The organism is Microseira wollei NIES-4236 (genome assembly GCF_020521235.1).
GTDB lineage: Bacteria > Cyanobacteriota > Cyanobacteriia > Cyanobacteriales > Aerosakkonemataceae > Microseira > Microseira wollei.
On the sequence record NZ_BLAY01000067.1, the window covers coordinates 1 to 16,819 of the forward strand.

22 protein-coding genes and 1 pseudogene are annotated in these 16,819 nt (G+C 44.4%); 11 read left to right on the top strand and 12 right to left on the bottom strand.

Going from position 1 to position 16,819, the window contains the following annotated elements:
- A partial coding sequence (locus tag MiSe_RS21770) for a hypothetical protein (protein WP_226584860.1) occupies window positions 1-464 on the top strand: 464 nt, incomplete at its 5' end.
- Here MiSe_RS21770 and MiSe_RS21775 read toward each other — a convergent pair.
- Entirely contained in the window at window positions 448-912 is a 465-nt protein-coding gene (locus tag MiSe_RS21775) for a DUF29 domain-containing protein (protein ID WP_226584861.1), read from the bottom strand. The genes MiSe_RS21770 and MiSe_RS21775 overlap by 17 nt on opposite strands.
- A gap of 179 nt (window positions 913-1,091) precedes the next feature.
- Here MiSe_RS21775 and MiSe_RS21780 point away from each other — a divergent pair, with 179 nt between their 5' ends.
- From MiSe_RS21780 to MiSe_RS53940, 5 genes and pseudogenes are all read left to right on the top strand, one after another.
- Window positions 1,092-1,313, top strand: coding sequence for a hypothetical protein (locus MiSe_RS21780; RefSeq protein ID WP_226584863.1), 222 nt, complete (start codon window positions 1,092-1,094; stop codon window positions 1,311-1,313).
- A gap of 591 nt (window positions 1,314-1,904) precedes the next feature.
- Window positions 1,905-3,431 carry a ferredoxin:protochlorophyllide reductase (ATP-dependent) subunit B gene (gene bchB / locus MiSe_RS21785; protein WP_226584865.1) on the top strand — a complete coding sequence of 509 codons (1,527 nt, stop codon included), beginning with the start codon at window positions 1,905-1,907 and terminating at the stop codon, window positions 3,429-3,431.
- A 56-nt stretch (window positions 3,432-3,487) separates the two neighbouring features.
- Complete coding sequence (locus MiSe_RS21790; RefSeq protein ID WP_226584867.1) at window positions 3,488-3,718, top strand: hypothetical protein; 231 nt, start codon at window positions 3,488-3,490, stop codon at window positions 3,716-3,718.
- A 551-nt stretch (window positions 3,719-4,269) separates the two neighbouring features.
- A complete protein-coding gene (locus MiSe_RS21795; protein WP_226584869.1) occupies window positions 4,270-4,500 on the top strand; it encodes a hypothetical protein in 231 nt (76 codons plus the stop codon).
- A pseudogene (locus tag MiSe_RS53940) lies at window positions 4,497-4,760 on the top strand (ParE family toxin-like protein). The gene MiSe_RS21795 and the pseudogene MiSe_RS53940 overlap by 4 nt, the downstream one beginning before the upstream one ends.
- Window positions 4,761-4,828: 68 nt before the next feature.
- On the opposite strand, the gene MiSe_RS21800 reads toward MiSe_RS53940, so the two are convergent.
- Both MiSe_RS21800 and MiSe_RS21810 read right to left on the bottom strand, forming a co-directional pair.
- Entirely contained in the window at window positions 4,829-5,920 is a 1,092-nt protein-coding gene (locus tag MiSe_RS21800; protein WP_307731495.1) for a formylglycine-generating enzyme family protein, read from the bottom strand.
- 143 nt (window positions 5,921-6,063) lie between these two features.
- On the bottom strand, window positions 6,064-6,207 hold the full coding sequence (locus tag MiSe_RS21810) for a hypothetical protein (RefSeq protein ID WP_226584871.1): 144 nt from the start codon (window positions 6,205-6,207) through the stop codon (window positions 6,064-6,066).
- Window positions 6,208-6,443: 236 nt separating this feature from the next.
- Between MiSe_RS21810 and MiSe_RS21815 the strand changes: the two genes are divergently transcribed.
- On the top strand, window positions 6,444-6,827 hold the full coding sequence (locus tag MiSe_RS21815; RefSeq protein WP_226584873.1) for a type II toxin-antitoxin system TacA family antitoxin: 384 nt from the start codon (window positions 6,444-6,446) through the stop codon (window positions 6,825-6,827).
- 3 nt (window positions 6,828-6,830) lie between these two features.
- Window positions 6,831-7,349 (top strand): GNAT family N-acetyltransferase, encoded by a 519-nt coding sequence (locus tag MiSe_RS21820; protein WP_226584875.1) that lies wholly within the window; start codon window positions 6,831-6,833, stop codon window positions 7,347-7,349.
- Between the two features lie 102 nt (window positions 7,350-7,451).
- Here the strand turns inward: MiSe_RS21820 and MiSe_RS21825 are convergent, their stop codons facing one another.
- On the bottom strand, window positions 7,452-7,826 hold the full coding sequence (locus tag MiSe_RS21825; RefSeq protein WP_226584877.1) for a type II toxin-antitoxin system PemK/MazF family toxin: 375 nt from the start codon (window positions 7,824-7,826) through the stop codon (window positions 7,452-7,454).
- A complete protein-coding gene (locus MiSe_RS21830; RefSeq protein WP_226584879.1) occupies window positions 7,823-8,116 on the bottom strand; it encodes a hypothetical protein in 294 nt (97 codons plus the stop codon). Before MiSe_RS21830 ends, MiSe_RS21825 begins: the two co-directional genes overlap by 4 nt.
- A 74-nt stretch (window positions 8,117-8,190) precedes the next feature.
- Between MiSe_RS21830 and MiSe_RS21835 the strand changes: the two genes are divergently transcribed.
- Window positions 8,191-8,520: a type II toxin -antitoxin system TacA 1-like antitoxin gene (locus MiSe_RS21835; protein WP_226584881.1), complete on the top strand. Its 330-nt coding sequence runs from the start codon at window positions 8,191-8,193 to the stop codon at window positions 8,518-8,520.
- 41 nt (window positions 8,521-8,561) lie between these two features.
- Here MiSe_RS21835 and MiSe_RS21840 read toward each other — a convergent pair whose 3' ends face one another.
- The 5 genes from MiSe_RS21840 to MiSe_RS21860 all read right to left on the bottom strand — a co-directional run bounded on the left by MiSe_RS21840 (window position 8,562) and on the right by MiSe_RS21860 (window position 13,585).
- Window positions 8,562-9,428, bottom strand: coding sequence for a DUF6999 family protein (locus MiSe_RS21840; RefSeq protein WP_444980532.1), 867 nt, complete (start codon window positions 9,426-9,428; stop codon window positions 8,562-8,564).
- 59 nt (window positions 9,429-9,487) lie between these two features.
- Window positions 9,488-11,341: a StlD/DarB family beta-ketosynthase gene (locus tag MiSe_RS21845; RefSeq protein ID WP_226584884.1), complete on the bottom strand. Its 1,854-nt coding sequence runs from the start codon at window positions 11,339-11,341 to the stop codon at window positions 9,488-9,490.
- 416 nt (window positions 11,342-11,757) lie between these two features.
- A complete protein-coding gene (locus MiSe_RS21850) occupies window positions 11,758-12,393 on the bottom strand; it encodes a Uma2 family endonuclease (RefSeq protein ID WP_226584886.1) in 636 nt (211 codons plus the stop codon).
- Window positions 12,394-12,461: 68 nt separating this feature from the next.
- The gene (locus tag MiSe_RS21855) at window positions 12,462-13,097 is read right to left on the bottom strand and encodes a Uma2 family endonuclease (protein ID WP_226584888.1); all 636 of its coding nucleotides are present in this window, start codon (window positions 13,095-13,097) and stop codon (window positions 12,462-12,464) included.
- 173 nt (window positions 13,098-13,270) lie between these two features.
- A complete protein-coding gene (locus MiSe_RS21860) occupies window positions 13,271-13,585 on the bottom strand; it encodes a hypothetical protein (protein WP_307731496.1) in 315 nt (104 codons plus the stop codon).
- 585 nt (window positions 13,586-14,170) lie between these two features.
- Here MiSe_RS21860 and MiSe_RS21865 point away from each other — a divergent pair.
- On the top strand, window positions 14,171-14,356 hold the full coding sequence (locus MiSe_RS21865; RefSeq protein ID WP_226584890.1) for a ribbon-helix-helix domain-containing protein: 186 nt from the start codon (window positions 14,171-14,173) through the stop codon (window positions 14,354-14,356).
- Window positions 14,356-14,556 (top strand): hypothetical protein, encoded by a 201-nt coding sequence (locus MiSe_RS21870; RefSeq protein WP_226584892.1) that lies wholly within the window; start codon window positions 14,356-14,358, stop codon window positions 14,554-14,556. Before MiSe_RS21865 ends, MiSe_RS21870 begins: the two co-directional genes overlap by 1 nt.
- On the opposite strand, the gene MiSe_RS21875 is transcribed toward MiSe_RS21870, so the two are convergent.
- Window positions 14,510-15,436 carry a PRC-barrel domain-containing protein gene (locus tag MiSe_RS21875; protein ID WP_226584894.1) on the bottom strand — a complete coding sequence of 309 codons (927 nt, stop codon included), beginning with the start codon at window positions 15,434-15,436 and terminating at the stop codon, window positions 14,510-14,512. The two genes, MiSe_RS21870 and MiSe_RS21875, sit on opposite strands and share 47 nt — an antisense overlap.
- Window positions 15,437-15,539: 103 nt before the next feature.
- Window positions 15,540-16,799, bottom strand: coding sequence for an RNA-guided endonuclease InsQ/TnpB family protein (locus MiSe_RS21880; RefSeq protein ID WP_226584896.1), 1,260 nt, complete (start codon window positions 16,797-16,799; stop codon window positions 15,540-15,542).
- Window positions 16,800-16,819: the final 20 nt, after the last annotated feature.

Here is a 16,819-nt window from a genome sequence, read left to right on the forward strand (position 1 = left end):
ACCTTAATATTGCCGTGCCCCTACGCCAAGGGGCACGGCGGGCGAGATATCTGCCAAAAACAGATAACCTTAATATTGCCGTGCCCCTACGCCAAGGGGCACGGCGGGCGAGATATCTGCCAAAAACAGATAACCTTAATATTGCCGTGCCCCTACGCCAAGGGGCACGGCGGGCGAGATATCTGCCAAAAACCGATCACCTTAATATTGCCGTGCCCCTACGCCAAGGGGCACGGCGGACGAAATATCTGCCAAAAACCGATCACCTTAATATTGCCGTGCCCCTACGCCAAGGGGCACGGCGGACGAAATATCTGCCAAAAACAGATAACCTTAATATTGCCGTGCCTGAATTAGAAGTAGGGGCACGGCACGCGAGATATCTCCCAAAAACAGATAACCTTAATATTGCCGTGCCCCTACGCCAATACGCAATTTACGAACCAATCAATCCTCGTCAATAGCTTCATCATCTTCCAATAAACTGTAAGATTCCTCAAATACCTCTGACCATGTCAGGGAAGCCAGTTGACATTTTTTCCCCATTTCTAAAACAGCTTGTTTCATCGCTGATTTAAAACATTTATCCCAAACTGATTCGATATAATTTCGATTCAAACTCGGCATGTCTTCCCGGATATCTTCAATTTCCATCCGAGCATAGTTAATAGTGACAGCCCAGCTTGTTGACCGTTTTTCCGGTTGACATTTCCATTTGATAACATGAGCCATCAACCGCACCAACTGGCTTTTCAGTGCGTGTCTTTCTGTTCTTGACATCGCTTCGATCAGCGCATCTAAACCTTCACTTGCTTCCATAGACTTTCCTTCTCTTAAAAGTTGTTGCACGGCTGTGGCGGTTTGGTAATGGGAGTTAAAGGCTAACCATTCCCATTCTTGTTGAGTTGGCATGGTTATTTTTCCTAGTTTCGTCTCAACTAACTTAGTTTGAAAAACATACTTATTATAACCTTGAAAAATACTTGTGTATACACACTTAAATTGTCTACAATAAACCATTTAAGTGTGTATATACAAATTTATTTATTGCTAGTAACCTATTGCCAATACCCATTTATTGGTATTGAGCCATGAATAATTCCAACAGCCTTGTTTTAGACGGTTTGAAAAATTCTCAGCCTTATGCGATCGTTGCTGTGTTTCCCGAACGCAAACCAAAGGCAGTAGGGCGAACTCGTAACCGCTCCGATGCCGAGGATATAGCAAGGTTTTTGAGCCGAAAGGTTCCAAAAGGCGCATTTTACGTAATTTTTGACCCAGAAGAAAGCTATACCCAAATGGCATCCACATAAGCGAGGCAGAGCCTCTACAATCTCGTTCCCAGGCTGAGCCTGGGAACGAGGAACGAGAAATACAGCGGCTTGCAGCCGCGTGAGGGAAAGCGTTATCGCTTCGTTTGTGTAGCGGCACCCTTAAGGGTGCCGCTACACAAACGAAGGTGTACCTCACTCATTTGCAATCCGCTGTAAATATGTATTTTGTAGGGGCGAAGCATGAGGGCGACAATTGAGCGCGATCTATAACAATCTTTTTTCCCGAATGCTTCGCCCTGCCGAGATCCCGATAGAAAATCAGACTATGCCGCGTTTATCAACCTCTTTTAATGGACTGGCATTCTAGATCCCGATAGAAATTCTGCAATTTCTTGAGAACTGTGGCAAAAGATTAAGAATCATTGCACTAAAACAACAAAATAGTTGTTTAAATTACCCATAAAACCCAATCAGCAAGAGCGTTTGAGACTTAGCTCGCCTACCAAACGCCGTAAAAAGTCTTAACTTTAAGGGACAGCATCTTTAGAGAAAATCAGAAACGTCGTTAAAAATGCTCGCGCCCACCCTTCATCATCGGGCTTACTCAAACAGCGCCAGGGAGAACAGATTATGAAATTAGCTTATTGGATGTATGCAGGTCCCGCCCACATTGGCACTCTCCGGATTGCCAGTTCTTTCAAGAACGTCCACGCCATCATGCACGCGCCTATAGGCGATGATTACTTTAACGTCATGCGATCGATGTTAGAGCGGGAGCGGAATTTCACCCCAGTAACCGCCAGTGTAGTTGACCGCAACGTGTTGGCACGGGGTTCTCAAGAAAAGGTGGTAGACAACATCACCCGCAAGGATAGAGAAGAACGCCCTGATTTGATCGTTCTTACTCCTACATGCACATCGAGCATTTTGCAAGAAGATTTACAAAACTTTGTAGAGCGCGCCCAATTGGAAGCCAAAGGCGACGTGATGCTGGCGGATGTGAACCACTACCGAGTGAACGAACTGCAAGCAGGCGATCGCACTCTCCAACAAATCGTCCAATACTACATCGAAAAAGCCCGCAAGAAAAACGAACTACCCGAAGGTAAAACCGAAAAACCTTCAGTCAATATTATCGGAATTTCTACCCTTGGCTTCCACAACCAACACGACTGCACCGAATTAAAGCGGTTAATGGCAGATTTGGGCATAGAAGTCAATCAAGTAATTCCCGAAGGCGCTTCGGTTCACAACTTGAAAACGCTACCCAAAGCTTGGTTTAACTTAGTTCCTTATCGCGAACTCGGCTTAATGACTGCCAAGTATTTAGAGCAAGAATTCGGCACGCCTTATGTCGATATTGCGCCGATGGGTGTGGTAGAAACTGCCCGTTGCATCCGCAAAATTCAGCAGGTAATTAACGCCCAAGGTGCGGAAGTTGATTACGAAAATTTCATCAACGAGCAAACCTTATATGTATCCCAAGCAGCTTGGTTCTCTCGGTCGATTGACTGTCAAAATTTGACGGGTAAAAAAGCCGTCGTATTTGGCGACAATACCCACGCCGCTGCGATGACCAAAATCCTCGCACGGGAGATGGGAATTAAAGTAGTTTGTGCTGGAACTTACTGCAAATACGACGCCGATTGGTTCCGCGAACAAGTAGCAGAATACTGCGATGAAATTCTGATCAGCGAAGACAACGGTCAAATTGGGGATATGATTGCTCGGATCGAACCCGCCGCCATTTTCGGCACGCAAATGGAACGCCACGTCGGTAAGCGTCTAGATATTCCTTGCGGTGTAATTGCAGCCCCGATTCACATTCAAAACTTCCCGATTGGATACAAGCCATTTATGGGATATGAAGGCACAAATCAAATTGCCGATTTGGTCTACAATTCCTTCACCTTGGGAATGGAAGACCACTTGTTAGAAATATTTGGAGGTCACGATACCAAAGAAGTGATTACCAAGGGAATTTCGGCTGATTCCGATCTGAATTGGACGAAAGACGCGCAAGCAGAATTGAATAAGATTCCTGGATTTGTGCGGGGGAAAGTGAAGCGGAATACCGAGAAATTTGCACGCGATCGCAATATCTCGCAAATCACCGTTGAAGTGATGTACGCTGCCAAGGAAGCTGTCGGCGCGTAGGTTATAATAGTAGGGTGGGTGTTGCCCACCCTATTTGTTAGACGAGGATTGTAGGTATGTCATCTCATGCGATCGCCACCGTAGTAGCCATCATGGAGTCTTTGCCCGAATCTTTGCAAAACCAAGTAGCAGAACATTTACAGGAATATATTTTAGATTTGCAAGATGAACTGAAATGGGATGAGTCTTTCAAGAAAACACAGCAGCAACTTATTAATGCTGCCAAGCGTGCTAAGCAAGAAATTGCTGAAGGAAAGGCGAATTTACTCGATTATGACCAGTTATGAAGTCAGCAACTCTCCCTTCTTTTTGGACTGCTTACAGATCTCTTGATAATGAGATCAGACAAAGATCCCGAAAAGCCTACCGCTTGTGGACAGAAAATCCCTTTCAATCCTCGTTGCATTTCAAATGTATTAATCAAGAAGAAAAATATTTTTTACTAGGGCGTAAATATGAGCAGTAACGCACCATCTGGCAATTCCGCTCAAAATCGAGTCTATACCAGATTTATTAAAAATATAAAAAGAATTAGGATAGTTATTTATCTGATTTTAATTTTTTATTCTTTAGTTGCCGCAGCGCCAGCATTCATCTTTATAAGGCCAGAGAGCTTTTTAGGGGTGTTATTGATTTTTTTATTTCTTGCTGGTTCCTGTAGTTTTGTCTACATTTCAACAGAAGCATTGATAGTATTTTTTGACATTCTAAATCGTATAGAAGAGAATACAAGGTCAATTTCAGGAAGTAGGAGATTAAACGAATGAGTAACGCGCGAGCATTACAAGGGGTGCGATCGCCTTACACTGGAGTCAGATAGCATAGGAGGAGCATAGGTATGTCATCTCATGCGATCGCCACTGTAGTCGCCATCATGGAATCTTTGCCCGAATCTTTGCAAGACCGAGTAGCAGAACATTTACAAGAGTATATTTTAGATTTGCAAGATGAACTGAAATGGGATGAGTCTTTCCAGAAAACGCAACAGCAACTGATTAATGCTGCCAAGCTTGCTAAGCAAGAAATTGCTGAAGGAAAGGCAAAGTTGTTGGATTATGACCAGTTATGAAGTCCGCAACTCTCCCTTCTTTTTGGACTGCTTACAGATCTCTTGATAATGAGATCAGATAAAGAGCTAGGAAAGCTTACCGCTTGTGGGCAGAAAATCCCTTTCACCCTTCGTTGCACTTTAAATGTATTAATCAAGAAGAAAATATCTGGTCTGTCAGAATAACCCGGAGTTATCGGGCTATTGGAATTTTGGAGAATGATACAGTCACCTGGTTTTGGATTGGTAGCCACGATGACTACGAGCGTTTTTTTTCGTAAAAGATTAGCATCGCAACCAAAAACCAGAAGGCCGGAAACCGAAGAGGCGAAAACCAAGCAACCGAAGACTAAGCCCCCGGAAACAAAGAAACCGCAACCCGAAAACTGCAATTCCTGCTCCCATAGCCCAGCACGTTCCAGCTGCGGTAGGCACTGCGGCAAAGGACCGCACTGTAGTCCCACGAACCTCCACGCCGCACTCGGTAATCAGATTCGCCAGTTTCCCAGGAACTTCCGTCACAAGGTGCGCCGTTATAGTTATCGTGCCAGCGATCGCTGCACCATTCGCAAACATTCCCGTGCATATCGTACAGTCCAAACGCATTCGGCAGAAAACTCCCCACCGGCGTTGTTTCCTTGCGGTAAAGTCCCTTTGGCGCAGAACCATAGGGGTAGTATCCGTTGTAATTGACTAAATTGGGGGTAATAGTCTCGCCAAAGTGGAAAGGCGTCGTTGTACCTGCACGACAAGCATATTCCCACTCTGCCTCGCTGGGTAAGCGATAATTTTTCCCCGTTTTTTGCGATAATTTGGCACAAAATTCCACTGCATCTTGCCACGATACTTTTTTTACAGGTCGTTTCGCGCCTTTGAAAATCGAATAATTATTTCCCATCACCGCTTGCCATTGTTCTTGGGTGATGGGATATTTGCCTATAAAGAAAGGTTTGACGGTTACTTGATGTACGGGTTGTTCGGAATCTCTTTCTGTTGAACCCATTTGAAATGTTCCGCCGGGAATATAGACTATTTCCAGCACAACTCCATCCCCTAAGTCTTCGGGAAAAAACTTAGCCGAGTGAGGGCGGCGGCTGATTTCTTCTCCTTTAGCATTTACGGTTATGACATCAAAATTAAAGCTAGGAAGAAACTTATCTAAATTCTGTTTTACTTTTTCTTCATTTCTATCTCGCAGCAGCGAAAAGGCAGCCAATTTCACCTGCATTGATTCATCGCGCCAAGCCTCAATCATCAAATCTAAACCAGCTTCACCATATTTGAGTGCATCCTTTAATGCAGCGATTCGCACTTCAACAATCGGAGAAGCTAAGCGAGTTTTAACGCCAAGAATCCCGCCTAAAACAGCCGCATACAATGGGATTTCAGATTTACCGCCCAGGACAGCATCGTATTCTCTAGGTTGATTTTCATTTTCCATTACGTTATTTCCTTAGATCTAAAACAATACAGCTACTTGATATTGCGGAGTTTCGCTATCATATCGACCTTTCTCTGTTGCAGGGGAACCAATCATAAAAGTACCGCCCGGAATCGATACCATTTCTCAAGTCACCCCGCGCCCTAAATTTTCGCTTTACCTTTCAAAGTTTTGATGACAACTCGCTTCCCGTTGTGCTTTTTGGCTAAATAGGTGATGCCAAACCCACCCTCCCCCAGCTTACGCTCAATCGTGTAGCGATCGCCATATAATCTCTTCCCCGCCACCCAAACCATAATCGCTCAAACCAGGAATACTTTATCCTCCGATTATGCCATAATCGCTATTTTGCTTGTGCGATCGCGCAAGCTATCCTAGTAATAACCATAAGGTAGCCTCTTGGGGATTTGGAGACTAAACGAATGAGCAACGCGATCGCACTCATATCACCCAAGCTGCGATCGCACAAGTTATCCTAGTAATAACCACAAGGTAGCCTTTTGGAGATTGGGAGATTAAACAAATGAGCAACGCGCGAGCATTACAAACCGTTATCGAGTACGTTGAAGCACTTTCGCCGGAAGAACAGGACTTGCTAGTTGAACTCATCCACAAGCGGCGAGTTGAGAAGCAAAGGGCAGAAGTTGCAGAGAATATCGAGCTAACTCTCAGCCAACAAGACAAAGAAACTCTCGAAAAAGCAGCCGCAGCGCAAACTAAAAGCCTGAGCGAGTATCTGCTAGAAGTTGCTCTCAATTTAGCCAAAGAAACTCCAGAAATAGAGCAGATTGTATTGAGCGATCGCGACTGGGAAATCTTCGCATCCGCCCTTGAAAACCCACCTGAACCAAACGAAGCACTAAAAGCAGCCATTAAAGAGTATCAGGAAGAGTATGGAAAGTGGTAACCCATGAAATGGATTTTTTGTGCGATAGATGATGACAGAGTAAGGAGGGAAACTTTTGACTGTGGCGTACCGGAGTTAAATGAATATCTGAAAAAGTATGCGCGACAGAATGATAGAAGAGGAATTGCTAAAACCTTTGTGGCAATTCCTGAAGGTGAAAGTGGAGATGTAGCAGGGTACTACTCTGTCAGCATGGCTGAAATTAAACGCGAGTCCCTACCCGAAAATTATCGGAGAGGATTACCTCGCTATCCCGTACCAGCTATGCGCCTTGGTAAACTTGCTGTTGCTGTTTCCATGCAAGGCAGAGGACTGGGCAAAAAACTGTTGATCAATTGTTTTGAAAAAGCCCTTCGCCTTTCCTCGGAGGTGGGAATATTTGCAGTAATAGTCGATGCTAAAAACCAGCAAGCTAAAGAGTTTTATTTGAAATATGGTTTTATACTGTTAGAAGATGATGAGCTTTCACTTTTTATCCCGATAGCTACAATCATCGGGGTGCTTGAAATCCCTTCCCCATAACTCAGTCAACATCAGGAATTTGGATGCTTGGGGAAAAGTGCGATCGCACTCAAACACCACTAGAGCGATATGCCTCCCTTCCGCTACGAGATCGCATGTTATTTAAGGACTTGTCATCCGCTGAAGTCCACTCAAGATAGGTGCATATTCTTCAGGTGTCAAACTTCCCCGATAGTCCACAATTCGGTTAATATCCAAAACTCTTACCTGATCTAACAAAGCAATAGACGGCGACCTTAAACCTGCAACTCCCGCCGCAAAACGTGGATATAAATCGGGAGAAGCAATAGCCCGCGCTTGATTTCGATCTGTTGTCATTGGAATCACAATTATTAATTCAAAGCGCGGTGTTCCCAGTCGGTTTGGAAAACCGATCGCAATCGCAGGTCGATAACCTTCTTGTTCGCGACCTTGAGGATTTTGTGTGGGAAATCGCACCGTTACAATGTCCCCAAACAGTAAAGAACGATTAGTCATTTCTCAACAATTACTACACCCATACCAGGAACATACTTAACAGGCAAACCCTCACTCATTTCTCCGGGTTGCCAATCGTAAGCGTCGTAGCTTTCCAGGTTAGATAAATCCATCTCTAACCATGCTGTATCTTGTTCTTCTCGTAGGTCATCCTCTACTACAGATAATGATGATTTCTCACGATTTCGGTCGCGCCATATTACGAAATCTAAAAACTCTAGAACTTCTTGAAGTGCCATTTCAGGAAGGCTGTCCAGTTTCTCTACAATCTTTTCTTTGAGGGAATCCATGTTTCTGCTCTATCAAGAGTCTGATTATCTTGGATGATGGGAATCCTGTAAACAAGTGTAGTCTATAATTTAGCTTGCTGCGCTTCGCTTTTCCCCCTAACTCAGTTAAAATCAGGAATTTGGGCGCTTTGCGGAGAAGTGCGATCGCATCTGGGGAGGTTCTGGCGCGATCGCCCTCGCCCACCTCCATTACCTACTTTCATTTCGCTCAAAGGTCGCTAAAATACAATCAATCCCTCTGTCGTGAGGAACCCGAAACGATGTCAAACCCAATCCAGACTACCCAAACAACCACAATTGAGATAACCATGAGTCAGGAACAAAAAGAAGTACTGGAAAACGCTGCCACTATCAGGAGTCTCAGTCTAAGCGAGTATTTGCTTGAAGTAGCTTTGAAGCTTTAGTTTGGCGCACTCTTCCACTAAAATAATCCGAACCAGGAATATTACTCAGTTTTTTCATTACGAATCTCCAAATAGCGGTGAAGATACTCAGAGACAATGCCGTGCAACATCAGATCGCGAGCTGCATTAAAAGGACTATTGGGCGCTAAAGGATGGCGATTCTTAATTACGTGATTCCAGTCATAATCGCCCGTAACTTCACTGACATAAAGTCCAAAATTTTCATCGAATTGCAGCGATAAAACTGCCCTGGCAAACTCATCGCTGGTTAAACAGAAAGAATAAAATACTTTAAACAGTTCGATGGCTGATTCTAAGTCCAAAATCCTTAACCACCGACGCTTCTGAAAATCGACTTCCACCTGTACGGGTTGAATGCTGTTATAGCTAAGTCCTCGCTTTTTTACTTCGTCCAGCCATTGGGGATTGGCTTGCTTTGCCTCCTGATAGTCGAGGATAAAATTGTAGAGAATGAGGTCATGCTCCCAAAAAGCATTATTCGCTAAGTCACTGACAGTGCGAGGATAGAGATGGGCTTTCTCAATCCTTAGATCTGGGCCATTATCAATCAGAAAATTGACAATATTAGAACCGAGTCCCAAGTGTCGCACAATCAGATAGGCGGCTTCCGGCGAGACAAAATTATTGATGAAAAAAGCAGCCGACTGGTGCATGAGTTTGTAAGCGCTGAATTGAAAGGGTAGCAAGCGCTTTGTTGTCATAATTAAAGCTAGGGATATATTCGCAAAAATTTTGATCGGGATTAATAGATAATTGCGAGTCCAGCTTTGTAAATCCCGCACCATGTAGGCTTTGGCAACTGGATCGACTGGAATGGATGCGTCCAAATAAAGAGCATCCCAGACATTGGGGTTGGCGCGATCGCGTGGCTGTGGCGTCCAAGGCATCACCGATTCGGCTTTTTTTCCCTTGCCAACTGCTTCTCTAGTTTCAGTATAAGGTTGCATTATCGAATTTCCTCCAGTTGCAGCAAGTATAAACGAGCAGTAACTTGAGCGGTTTTAACAATGCGCCTCGCAATTTCTGGAGTCATCCATTCCGCATTGATTAAAGCATCCAGCTTACCGATATGAGATTCATCATTTACGCCGTGATAAGCCAGGAAAGAAACTTGTTCGTCAGTGAGACTCAACTTTTGTTTAATTTGTTCTGCCCATTTGGCAGCCAAGCGATTACCCAAACCTTCAATAATAAACATGCTGCCAATCAAATCAACAGGATTTTCTCGCGAAGCTTGATGGAAAATAAACGCCGAAAGCGCCTCGCTGCCAATATTTTTTTCAGCCTCAACAATCTCTGACAAATTGCCCCCAACTGCCACATAATTGCGTTCCAACATTTGGTAGTCGCGATGCTCATCTTGAGCATGACCGATAAACGTAGAACGCCGGCGAAAATCTATCATATTAGAAGCAGCACGGGCAATCCACCGCGCCCCTTCTACAACTTGAGGACGCAAATTCCGCAGCATAGCTTTGTAATCTTCTAGGGTAAAATCGCCTCGATTGAGTTGGCGAATAATCAAGACAGAATTCAATTTGCGTTCAAATTCTAGCCATACTAAAGCTAACTGGCGCAATAAAGTAGCTGAAACTGATTCATCTGCGGGGCTAATAGTAGCGGGAGCGAATTGGTTATCTGTAATACCTTGCACATCGCTGACTAAACCCGTTGCTTCCACAACAGTTAACATCATGTAAGCAGTTGTAAAACGACCGCTTTCAGGGACAAAACAGAATATTTTTTGACCTGGTTGCAATTTGCCAGAATAAAATAGTTCTTCCAGCATTAAGTAAATGGAAGCACAGCCAGTATTTCCCCGCGTGTAGAGGTTCGTAAACCACTTAGATTCGGGAATCATGCAGCCTGCTTTAGTCAGCAATTCGACAATTTGCCCCCGGAAGAAATGGGAGGAATAATGACACAACAACCAGTCAATTTCTTCAGGTTTGACGCGCCCCGCTTCAATCAACTTCAACCAACCTTCTACGCCCAATTTAATTACATTATCCAGCAACCGAATATTCTGCCGCAAGTTAATCGCCCCCTCGGCGGCGGCATCTGCATAAGAAAGATAATCCATCCAACTTTTTTGCCCAGTTTCCTCGGTTGTTCCAGCATACATGCACAAGGGGTAAGCATTGGCATGGGAAATTAATTCAATCCACTCTATTTTTAAACTGATACCTTGAGAATTAGGGTGATTTTGTAGGAGAAATGCTCCTGCACCATCAGAAAGCATCCAGCGCAGAAATTCTGTATCAAATGGCAATACACTACCAGATTTTAAAGCAGTTTCAGCTTCAAATTTTGTGTTTTTAAACAAGCGAGAAGCAAACTCAGAAGCAACGGCAACGGCTGTCTGTTTTCTACCTAAACCAATCTGAGAAGCGGCGTAGTTTAATGCTGCTATACCGGCACAACAGACACCTTGAGTCGAAATAATTTCTAGGGGCGATAACTCTGGTAATTCGCCGTGTACCATACTGGCAAATCCGGGTACTAATAAGTCTGGCCAGCTAGTAGCGCAAGCTAGTAAATCAACTTCAGCTAGGTTTAAATTAACCTGTAATAAGGTATCGCGTACCGCATTAGCTGCCATTTGGCTATTAAGATAAGTGGTGTTTTGCTGTTTATCTATTGCGTAGTAACGCTGCTGAATTCCGTTGTTTTTGAGGATGCGATTTTTGACCTTAGAAGGACGTCCGTTAATTTTACCTAAGTAGTCTTCGATCTGGTCATTGCCAATAGGATCTCCAGGCAAAAATTTGCCGATGCTGTTGATATAGATACTGTTCATAGTCAAGCTTTTGAGTAGCAGTCAATTTAATGTAACTCTACTTAAATCTTATTTAAGATTCCAGTAAAAAGGACAGTTTAAATAATTGGCACAATGAAAAAATTCTAGGCATATCTTAGCTAGAGGCTTGACAGATAGCGTCGGCCTTGTCTACTCTAGTTCGGGTAAGGTTTGTACTTAAAATGTTCGTCAGTCGTGCTAGGGCTAAAAAGTAATTATTAATGTGACACTTAAGAAACTGTCATGAAATAAGTTGATAAAAAAGAGTCGCTGTTATATACATTGTCAAATGTCTAATCGTAGCGAAATATCTTGGATCTTCCCGATCTCAGGTAAGCAATGGAATGGATTTTTTGGGCGATAGATGATGCCACAATCGTCAAAGTGCTTGAATAAACAGAAATGCGATCGCTTCCTCACTCCCCCTCCTTCTCTTCCACCACTTCCACCTCTTCTTCTACTTCCTCCGCCTCAAAATCAACCTTCTCATAAATATCAACCAGCGGCACTTCTAACCCGAAGGAATTAAACAATAACCCAGCATCCTCTTCATCGTACTCGCAATAAGACCACCGCTTATTTGACTGCTTAGAAAATTGTTCGATTGCGATCTTAGTCTGAGCGATCGCAATATATTCTTGAAATGTCGGAATAGTTCTGTAATAACTAAACTTGTCGCCTCGATCGTAACCTTTCGTCGATTTCGATAAAACTTCAACAATTACTTGAGGATTGGTAATCGTATCCTTGCGATTATCGTGATACTCAGGTTTACCTGCAATAACCATCACATCAGGATAAACATAGCTTCTGATTCTGGGTATCCACAGACGCACGTCACTCATAAAAACATCGTATTCCTGTCCTTTAAGTGCAAGACGCAACGCAATGCTCATGCTAAGCGCAATTCGGTTATGATTTGTAGTTCCACCTGTCATGGGAATAATTACTCCATCATGATATTCACTTTTATATTCTGCTGCTTCTTCCAGGGCTAAATATTCCTCTGGCGTGTAGTAGCGTTGTTCCATTGGTAGTAAAGTAGCTGTCATAGTTATCTGCTCAACTTAATTATTGTCTTACATCTAGTTTAACTTAACTAGACAGAGCGATCGCTTTCTCACTCCCCCTCCTTCTCTTCTATCACTTCCACCTCTTCTTCTACTTCCTCCGCCTCAAAATCAACCTTCTCATAAATATCAACCAGCGGCACTTCTACCCCGAAGGAATTAAACAATAACCCAGCATCCTCTTCATCGTATTCGCAATAAGACCACCGCTTATTTGACTGCTTAGAATATTGTTCGATTGCGATCTTAGTCTGGTCAATCAGAATATACTCTTGAAATGTCGGGATAGTTTTGTAATAACTAAACTTGTCTCCTCGGTCGTAACCTTTGGTAGATTTCGATAAAACTTCAATAATTACCTGAGGATTGATAATCGTATCCTTGCGATTATCGTGATACTCAGGTTTCCCTGCAATAACCATCACGTCGGGATAAACATAGCTTCTGATTCTGGCTATCCACAAACGTACATCACCAATGAAAATATCATAGTTCTGTCCTTTGAGAGCCAGTTTTAACGCAACGTAAGTGTTTCCTGCAATTCGGTTATGATTTGTAGTTCCACCTGTCATAGGAATAATTACCCCATCGTGATATTCGCTTTTGTCTTCTGCTTTTTCTTCTAGTGCGAGATACTCTTCTGGCGTGTAGTAGCGTTGTTCTGTTGGTTGTAGAGTCGCTGTCATGATTTTTCCCCAACTTATACTATGTCTTGAATTTAGTTTAACGCGCGGGGAGATTGGGGCGCGATCGCACATACAATAGCTCTCTCCAATAACTCTTGTGGGGTGGGCATTCTGCCCGCCTTTGAGAGTAGTTATTGGAGAAGTCTAATCAACAGCGATCGCACCCACACAAATTACATGCGATCGCCCAGCGTGCCGGATGGCATATCGCTTTGCATTTTCTTAGGCATCTCCCCAGGATCGAAAACAACAATCAATTCAGCCCCAGGAATCAATTGTTGCAAAATTCTCAAATGACCATCTGCATCAGACCAATTGCGAAATCGACCCACAACAATTCTTTGCAAATTTGGCAGCAGACGCACAATAATCCAAGGACTAAGACGTTCTCGGTGCAGCATAATAAAAATATCTCCTTTTTCAATTGGAGCCAGAGCCAGTCCGTGCTTTTCCAGGGCGAGGGGCTGGCTTCTGACTTTTTTAGGCACTCAACTCTTGCACCAATACACCGGGCGGGCGGGACGCCCACCCCACAAGAGATAGTTTTTCTTGTGGGGTGGGCGTCCCGCCCGCCCCACTTATTGCAGGTGCAAGATTTGATTTACCTCATATTATTACACGGAGTTTGCGATTTAGCACATAAAAAGTGGCTAAAAAGTGGCTAATGCCTCGCCCTTGAGTGGAAGCCTGTACCATAGGGAGCGATAGCAAAATGCAAATGTTGACAGTCAGCACCCCGCTCTGAAGAGACGGGGCTTCATGCCCAGAAACTTCAGGTAGCTGACGGGCCTAAGTCAAAACTTGCCTACGTTATTTAGGTCACGACACCCTGGGATGCTCTCGCTAGTCCCCTGCTCTGTCGCTAGTGGTTAAACAGTTTTACGAGGGGTAAGACAGTGCTGCTAGCCTAACAAGCCTAAATAACATTGGCGAAGCTAACTTAACCCGTTTAACGGAGTTTTGGGGGCAACCATACCCCCACCCCTTTTTGGGGAACGGCGGTTAAAACCGCTCCTGTCCTATTTCATCCCCCACTTAAAAGATGGGGGCTTGCATACTCCCGGTGGTTTAAGGTGAGCAAGCGCGTCTACGTAACGCTTCCCGATTCAGTGTACGAAGCCCTAGAGCGATGGGCTGATAAACAAGGCAGACCGACAGCGAACCTGGCTGGTTTTCTGATCGAAGTGGCTGTGTTGGAAGCCCAAAAAACTGGCGAAATACCGCCGCAACAAAAAAAGCCCCCAGAGGGGCCAAAGTGATGGAGGAGCGTTCGCGCAAGCGAAGGGAGGCATATCGCGCACTTGCAGCTGTAGGGGTGCGATCGCTCTATCCTCACCACCAGCGCAGGATTATGTTAGATTTGGCGGCATCCGGTAGCTATGATGCCACAGGTTTACTCAACAAAGACTCTTTTATTTTTCCTCTGCATCGGATGACACAGAAACATCGATATCGATAGTCTTATCCACCTGACTATCCAAAGCAACATCTTGACGTTTTGGTTTAATTTCAGATAATTTTTCCTTCGCTTTTTCTGTTACCGATTGAGCTTGATCTTTGACTTGCTCGCTTAGTTCCTTCGCTTTTTCCGTTACCGATTGAGCTTGATCTTTGACTTGCTCGCTCAATTCCTTAGCTTTTTCCGCAGCCACTTGAGCTTGATCCTTAACTTGAGCGCTCAATTCCTTAGCCTTATCACCTACAAATTGAGCCTTATCTTTAACTTGCTCCGTCAACTGTTGACCGCCGCGCTTCAGCGAATCCAGATCGAGCTTAGTTTTCTGGAAATCTTCCTTAATAAACTCAGCCGCCTGACTGACTTTTTGACTTAATCCGGGAGTAAACAGCTGCGGCTCTTGAACAGCACCATCTGCCACGATAACGCGCTTGCTACCAATGCTGGCTATCGCTGAAATCGGTAATATATAAACCCCATCCAACCTGCCGCGCCACCCGCTAGAAACAAATAAATAATTTACCACCGCACCCGTTTCGGGGACGAATAGATAGTCCGATACCTTACCAACCTTATTGCCAGCATCAGTCCAGATTTCGTGACCGATCAAAGTACGAGGTGATTCTGGTTTCGCCGGATCGTTTGCATCTGGGTTGAGGTTTACGATAATGCTATCAGCCCCAATCGATTCAATTTCAGCCCAAGCAAACGATCGCTTCTTGCTGCCAAGGATACCAGACTTGCAAGTAAAACCCACTACTTGATGCTCGCGCACAGAAAGCCACAGTTCGTTGACCCGACCTACTTCCTCAGCAGTACTGCGATCCAGCACCAACCGATTGAGTAACTCACTTTGCTGTATAACTTGTTGTTGCGTATTCATAAACCAACTCCAAGGCTGTTTGAATCAGAGCGAGTCCGGTAACACACCCATCGTGACATCCTCCCACACTAACCGCAAGCGGTATAGTGTGGGCTTCCAAGACTCACGCCCTGGATTTCCTGGTTGTTCCCTTACGGGGTTTCGACACTTGCCTAGACTGAGTTACCCCAGTCCCCGGTAGAGCGTCTGCACAGGCAGTTTCCATTCCCGTCTGTCCAACGGTACTAATTAATTGAATTCCTCGGTTTCGTATGTTTTGACCTGCTGCTACATCCCTATCAGTTTTATATCCACAATGAGGACAATTATGAATTCTCACACTCAGGTCTTTTTTGACTTCACCACCACATTCAGGACACTGTTGAGAAGTCCCCCTCGCATCAACTTCGGCAAAGAACTTTCCACGTTTCCAACACACATACTTGACGATGGTTCTAAACTGACCAAACGCGGCGTCAAGCATATGTTTACCAAACATTCCCTTTGCACTGGTTCGATAGTCCAAGTCTTCCATGAAGATCGCGTCACCAGCATCACAAATGGCATGAGCTTGTTTGTAGTGAAAATCTTTCCTCGTATTGTCGATTTGGTGATGAATTCGAGCTACCTTGATTCTGGCTTTCTCGTAATTGAGCGACCGCTTCTTTTTCCTAGAGAGTCTACGTTGCAGCAATTTCAGCTTACTTTGCAGACTCTTAAAAAACTTGGGCGGTTTTACGAGAACACCATCACTGGTTGCCAAGAATTTCTCCAGTCCCACATCTACCCCAATGGGATGACCATGAGGGGTTGGGTCAGGAACAGTAACATCACATTGCAGCGAGATAGAGGCATACCATTTATCGGCTTTCCTCAAGATTCGCACCTGTTTGACCACAAATCCTGCTGGGATGGGTCGGTGCAAGTTGATGGGGATGGCCCCAATCTTGGGCAGCTTAATATGAAGGTTCGTTACAGGGTTTTCTTTAAATTGAGGAAACAGCAACGACTTAAATTGCCCGTAATTCTTAAACCTGGGAAAGCCAAATCCTCTGTGTTGAAAGTATTTCCATCCAACGTGCAGTTGCTTAATCGCTTGTTGGAGAACCCCAGAAGGAACTTCGCTCAATCTAGGAAATTCCTTCTTGGCTTTAGGCAAGTTGTTAAGTTGTTGGATTTCGTTCGGAAATTTCAGTTCAGTAGAGAGGATGTACTCTTTCTCGATGGAGCATCTATCCACCAGACACTTCCGACTATCGCACCAATCTTTTATCTCCCGCAGGGCGTAGTTGTAAGCGCTGCGACAGATATCCATCCACTCAATCAGTGTTTGTTCGGTAGCGGTGTCTGGATAGATTCGGTAGCGGTGGGTGATAGTCAGCATTCCAGTATTATACTGGGTTT

Bases quoted from the DNA above. Each gene is read 5' to 3' on its own strand.
- MiSe_RS21855 (WP_226584888.1), bottom strand. From the start codon at position 13,097: ATGACAGCGACTCTACAACCAACAGAACAACGCTACTACACGCCAGAA.
- MiSe_RS21820 (WP_226584875.1), top strand. From the start codon at position 6,831: ATGAAATGGATTTTTTGTGCGATAGATGATGACAGAGTAAGGAGGGAA.
- MiSe_RS21775 (WP_226584861.1), bottom strand. From the start codon at position 912: ATGCCAACTCAACAAGAATGGGAATGGTTAGCCTTTAACTCCCATTAC.
- MiSe_RS21790 (WP_226584867.1), top strand. From the start codon at position 3,488: ATGTCATCTCATGCGATCGCCACCGTAGTAGCCATCATGGAGTCTTTG.
- MiSe_RS21795 (WP_226584869.1), top strand. From the start codon at position 4,270: ATGTCATCTCATGCGATCGCCACTGTAGTCGCCATCATGGAATCTTTG.
- MiSe_RS21845 (WP_226584884.1), bottom strand. From the start codon at position 11,341: ATGAACAGTATCTATATCAACAGCATCGGCAAATTTTTGCCTGGAGAT.
- MiSe_RS21850 (WP_226584886.1), bottom strand. From the start codon at position 12,393: ATGACAGCTACTTTACTACCAATGGAACAACGCTACTACACGCCAGAG.
- bchB (WP_226584865.1), top strand. From the start codon at position 1,905: ATGAAATTAGCTTATTGGATGTATGCAGGTCCCGCCCACATTGGCACT.
- MiSe_RS21780 (WP_226584863.1), top strand. From the start codon at position 1,092: ATGAATAATTCCAACAGCCTTGTTTTAGACGGTTTGAAAAATTCTCAG.
- MiSe_RS21815 (WP_226584873.1), top strand. From the start codon at position 6,444: ATGAGCAACGCGCGAGCATTACAAACCGTTATCGAGTACGTTGAAGCA.
- MiSe_RS21870 (WP_226584892.1), top strand. From the start codon at position 14,356: ATGGAGGAGCGTTCGCGCAAGCGAAGGGAGGCATATCGCGCACTTGCA.
- MiSe_RS21840 (WP_444980532.1), bottom strand. From the start codon at position 9,428: ATGCCTTGGACGCCACAGCCACGCGATCGCGCCAACCCCAATGTCTGG.
- MiSe_RS21825 (WP_226584877.1), bottom strand. From the start codon at position 7,826: ATGACTAATCGTTCTTTACTGTTTGGGGACATTGTAACGGTGCGATTT.
- MiSe_RS21880 (WP_226584896.1), bottom strand. From the start codon at position 16,799: ATGCTGACTATCACCCACCGCTACCGAATCTATCCAGACACCGCTACC.
- MiSe_RS21875 (WP_226584894.1), bottom strand. From the start codon at position 15,436: ATGAATACGCAACAACAAGTTATACAGCAAAGTGAGTTACTCAATCGG.
- MiSe_RS21830 (WP_226584879.1), bottom strand. From the start codon at position 8,116: ATGGATTCCCTCAAAGAAAAGATTGTAGAGAAACTGGACAGCCTTCCT.
- MiSe_RS21800 (WP_307731495.1), bottom strand. From the start codon at position 5,920: ATGGAAAATGAAAATCAACCTAGAGAATACGATGCTGTCCTGGGCGGT.